The 4131-nt window shown below is 63.0% G+C and carries 3 protein-coding genes; 2 read left to right on the top strand and 1 reads right to left on the bottom strand.

Annotated elements, in window-relative coordinates; all coding sequences use genetic code 11:
• A partial coding sequence (locus Q0938_RS18905) for a hypothetical protein (RefSeq protein WP_299365622.1) occupies nucleotides 1–622 on the top strand: 622 nt, incomplete at its 5' end.
• Nucleotides 623–792: 170 nt separating this feature from the next.
• Here the strand turns inward: Q0938_RS18905 and cueR are convergent.
• Nucleotides 793–1194, bottom strand: coding sequence for a Cu(I)-responsive transcriptional regulator (gene cueR, locus Q0938_RS18900; RefSeq protein WP_299365620.1), 402 nt, complete (start codon nucleotides 1192–1194; stop codon nucleotides 793–795).
• 159 nt (nucleotides 1195–1353) lie between these two features.
• Between cueR and Q0938_RS18895 the strand changes: the two genes are divergently transcribed.
• Nucleotides 1354–3816 (top strand): heavy metal translocating P-type ATPase, encoded by a 2463-nt coding sequence (locus tag Q0938_RS18895; protein WP_299365618.1) that lies wholly within the window; start codon nucleotides 1354–1356, stop codon nucleotides 3814–3816.
• The last annotated feature ends 315 nt before the right edge of the window (nucleotides 3817–4131 follow it).

Below are 4131 nucleotides of genomic sequence, written 5' to 3'. Positions count from 1 at the left end.
CTGTCACGGAAGCCGTGGGATAAGTCTGTCCGGGGAAAGGGGAACCTCGGCCAACACGCGATTTGCGCAACAGAGCCAAGCCCCGCGGCAACATCCGGGCCATACGCCTGAGCATCGGGCATTCCGGGCTGCCGAGGCGGAGCGGTTGCGAAATGAAATCACCAAAGGCGAAGTGCTGGAGGCCGGCATCCGGGCGCTGCACTATATAGGTGGCGATCGCGAGCAAGTGGACGAACGGAATTTCCACGTGATTTTCAACCTGCGCTGTGAGCGGTGTGCGGACGCTAGTTCCGTACCTCTAGCCGATTTCAAATGGGCCGTTCGTCGTCAGACCGAGATCATGCGGCTGGACCCCGCCGCAGCAATCACGGCACTTCCGCAACTGCTCGCGAGGAGCGATTCATCGGCCATCACAGAGATGCGCAATGTGATCGAGCGGGTCATGACAGCCAGCGGTCCGCTCGATAAGGTCGAAACGGCGCGTCTGCACGAGATGCAGGACGTATTCGACAAGGCCTCAAGCGCCAGAACGCGCTGCAACGATGGCAGAACCCCCAATGCCTTAGACACGACCCAAGATCCAGGCGCTCCCCGCAGCGAACAGGAGACGAGCGTCTCGTGACGCTGGTTTGCGCGCGATCGGGGTGTGGACTGGCTTCCACTCCGGCCGCACCGGACAATAGGCCGATGTGGCCGATAGCTCGCACTACGTCCGGATCAGCCCGGAGCCTGCATGATGGTAGGTGCTGCCAAGTCATTCAGGGCGGCAAGGCATCGATGGAAGTCACGCAGTCATGACGGCATTTCCTCGAGCTGACCCAGATCATCCAGGATCGGGCAGTCAGGCCGATCATCCCCGTGGCATTTGTTGACAAGGCCGCTCAACGTGACGTGCATCGCCTTCAGTTCGGCGATCTTGCGGGCAATCCGAGCAAGGTGTTCCTCGGCAAGCAGTTTCACATCCGCGCTCGCCCGCCTGCGATCCTCGTAAAGAGAGAGCAGCGCCCTGCAATCCTCGATGGTGAAGCCGAGGGACCGAGACCGCGCCAGAAACGTCAGCTTGTGGAGTTCGGTAGTATCGAACGCGCGGTAGCCGTTGCTGTCCCGTTTGGGACGAATAAGGCCGATGTCTTCGTAATAGCGGATAGTCTTCGCAGGCAGGCCGCTCTGGCTCGCGACATCACCGATGTTCATCTCAGCTCCTCCTGGATGGTCAGGTAAGGCTGAAGATAAAGCCTCCAGTAACTGGAAGGTCAAGAGATGGCCGGAAAGTCACAAGGTGGAAAACGCCGGCTTGACCTTCCAGTAGATGGAAGGACTAAAAAAGGTGCTGATTGATTCGGGAGACTTCAGATGGACGCGTCCACCGCCACGACAGAGACAATGCTGGTGCGGGATCCGGTCTGCGGCATGACTGTTGACCCAGCCGTCGGCAAGCCGCGCCATGAACACGACGGCCGCACCTATCATTTCTGCTCGGATGGTTGTCGGGCGAAGTTTGTCGCGAAACCGAAGGCATACATCGAGGCGACCGATCCGGTCTGCGGCATGAAGGTCGACCGCTCGGCGGCGAAGCATACCGTCTCTCACGCGGGCGAGACGCACTACTTTTGTTCGGGCCGCTGCAAGAGCAAGTTCGAGGCCGCACCGCAGGACTATCTTGGCGGCAAGCCCGCTCCGAAGCCGGTGCCGGCCGGGACGATCTACACCTGTCCGATGCATCCCCAAATCGAGCAGGTCGGCCCAGGATCGTGCCCGATCTGCGGCATGGCGCTGGAGCCGAAGGGCGTGCCCGCAGCCGACGAGGGTCCCAATCCCGAGCTTGTCGATTTCACCCGCCGTTTCTGGGTGGGTACCGCGCTGACCCTTCCGCTGCTGGTCCTTACCATGGGGCCGCTGATCGGATTTGGTGGCGTGCGCGACATCTTCGGCGAGCGCGCCACGCTGTGGGTCGAGATGATCCTCGGCACGCCCGTGGTGCTGTGGTGCGGCTGGCCCTTCCTGGTACGGGGCTGGAACTCGTTCCGCACCGGCAATCTGAACATGTTCAGCCTGATCTCCATGGGGGTGATTGCCGCCTGGATATTCAGCGTCGTGGCCGTGCTGGCGCCGCAGATCTTCCCCGACGGCTTCCGGGATGCCGAGGGCCATGTAGGGGTCTATTTCGAAGCGGCGGCGGTCATCGTCACGCTGGTCCTGCTGGGCCAAGTGATGGAGTTGCGCGCCCGCGAGGGTACGGGTCGCGCAATCAGGGCACTGCTGGACATGGCGGCAAAGACCGCGCGGGTGATCAGGTCAGACGGCACCGAGGAAGAAGTCCCGCTCGAGCAGGTGCAGGTGGGTGATCGGCTGCGCGTGCGGCCCGGTGACAAGGTTCCAGTGGACGGCGTGGTTGTCGACGGCCGCTCGTCCGTGGACGAAAGCATGATCTCGGGCGAACCGGTCCCGGTCGAGAAGGTATCCGGTGATCCGGTCACCGGGGCCACGATCAACGGCACCGGATCTTTGATGATCGAGGCCACGCGCGTCGGCGCCGATACCATGCTGAGTCAGATCGTCGAGATGGTCTCGAACGCGCAACGCTCGCGCGCGCCGATCCAGAAATACGCCGACCGGGTCGCGGGCCTGTTCGTGCCGGCGGTAATCGGGATCGCGATCCTGTCCTTCGTGGCTTGGGCCATCTGGGGGCCCGAACCGTCACTCTCCTATGGCTTGGTGGCGGCGGTGGCGGTGCTGATCATTGCTTGCCCCTGTGCGCTTGGCCTTGCGACACCAATGTCGATCATGACCGCGACAGGGCGGGGTGCCCAGGCCGGCGTATTGATCAAGAATGCCGAGGCGCTGGAGCGTTTCGAGAAGGTGGACACCCTGATCGTGGACAAGACCGGAACGCTGACCGAGGGCAAGCCGCGGCTCGTTGCGGTGCTGCCCGAACCGGGACATGACGAGAGCGAGATCCTGCGCCTTGCCGCGTCGCTCGAACGTGGCTCGGAACACCCCTTGGCCGAGGCGATCGTGCGCGGTGCGGAAGAGCGCGGCGTGGGGATGGTGGAGGCTGGCGATTTCGAGGCCGTAACGGGTCAGGGCGTGCGCGGCACGGTCGATGGCCGGCCGGTCGCGCTCGGCAACATCCGGCTGCTGCGCGATATGGGGCTGGATGCGGGGCCGCTGATCGCTGCGGCCGATGCCCGCCGCGATCACGGTGAGACGGTGATGTTCGTGGTCATCGATGGCGCGGTCGTCGGCATGGTCTCGGTTGCCGATCCGGTCAAGGAAACGACACCTGCGGCACTGAGATCGCTGCACGAGCTTGGCTTCCGGATCATCATGGCGACGGGTGACAACGAGCGCACCGCCAAGGCAGTAGCTGCACGCCTCGGTATCGACGAGATCCGCGCCGATGTGATGCCCGAAGACAAGGCCCGCATCATCCGCGAATTGCAGGCTGAGGGGCGCAAGGTCGCGATGGCCGGCGACGGGGTGAATGACGCTCCTGCATTGGCGCAGGCCGATGTCGGCATCGCCATGGGCACCGGGGCCGATGTGGCAATCGAAAGCGCCGGCATCACGCTGGTCAAGGGCAATCTTGACGGCATTGTCCGCGCCCGTCGGCTCAGCCGGGCGACGATGCGCAACATCCGGCAGAACCTCTTCTTCGCCCTGATCTATAATGCCGCTGGCGTGCCAGTTGCAGCAGGGCTGCTGTTTCCCTTCTTCGGCATCCTCATCAGCCCGATGTTCGCGGCCTTTGCAATGAGCGCGTCCTCGATCTCGGTGGTGCTGAACGCCCTCAGGCTCAGGGCAGTCAAGGTATGAACCGATCCCGCGACACCAGCGAATCTACCGGCGGAAGCAGGCAGGCTGCCGCCAACTGGCCGCAGCGCAGAATGTGCAGTCAGGAGCTGTGTTTCGGAGGACGGAGCAATCCGCGCGGGGGTGTCTGATACACCACTATGATTGAAGCCGTTCGATAAGTGCTCCGCGGCTTGTCAGCAGGGGGGAGGTCATGCGTCACAAGGTTGGTGACCAAGCAGCCCGAGGAGGTGCAGCATGTGTAACCGTCCGGTCTAACCGCTCTGCCGCGGTGTGAGAGTGCGGGATAGTGTCCACCATTGATAGTGGACATTGTGG

This window comes from uncultured Paracoccus sp. (assembly GCF_947496875.1).
Lineage (GTDB): Bacteria > Pseudomonadota > Alphaproteobacteria > Rhodobacterales > Rhodobacteraceae > Paracoccus.
The sequence above is the reverse complement of the archived record's forward strand: the minus strand, read 5'-3'. Positions and strand labels throughout refer to the sequence as shown.

What these genes read in the sequence shown, in the direction of transcription:
- Q0938_RS18895 (WP_299365618.1), top strand. Translation starts at nt 1,354, where the DNA reads ATGGACGCGTCCACCGCCACGACAGAGACAATGCTGGTGCGGGATCCG.
- cueR (WP_299365620.1), bottom strand. Translation starts at nt 1,194, where the DNA reads ATGAACATCGGTGATGTCGCGAGCCAGAGCGGCCTGCCTGCGAAGACT.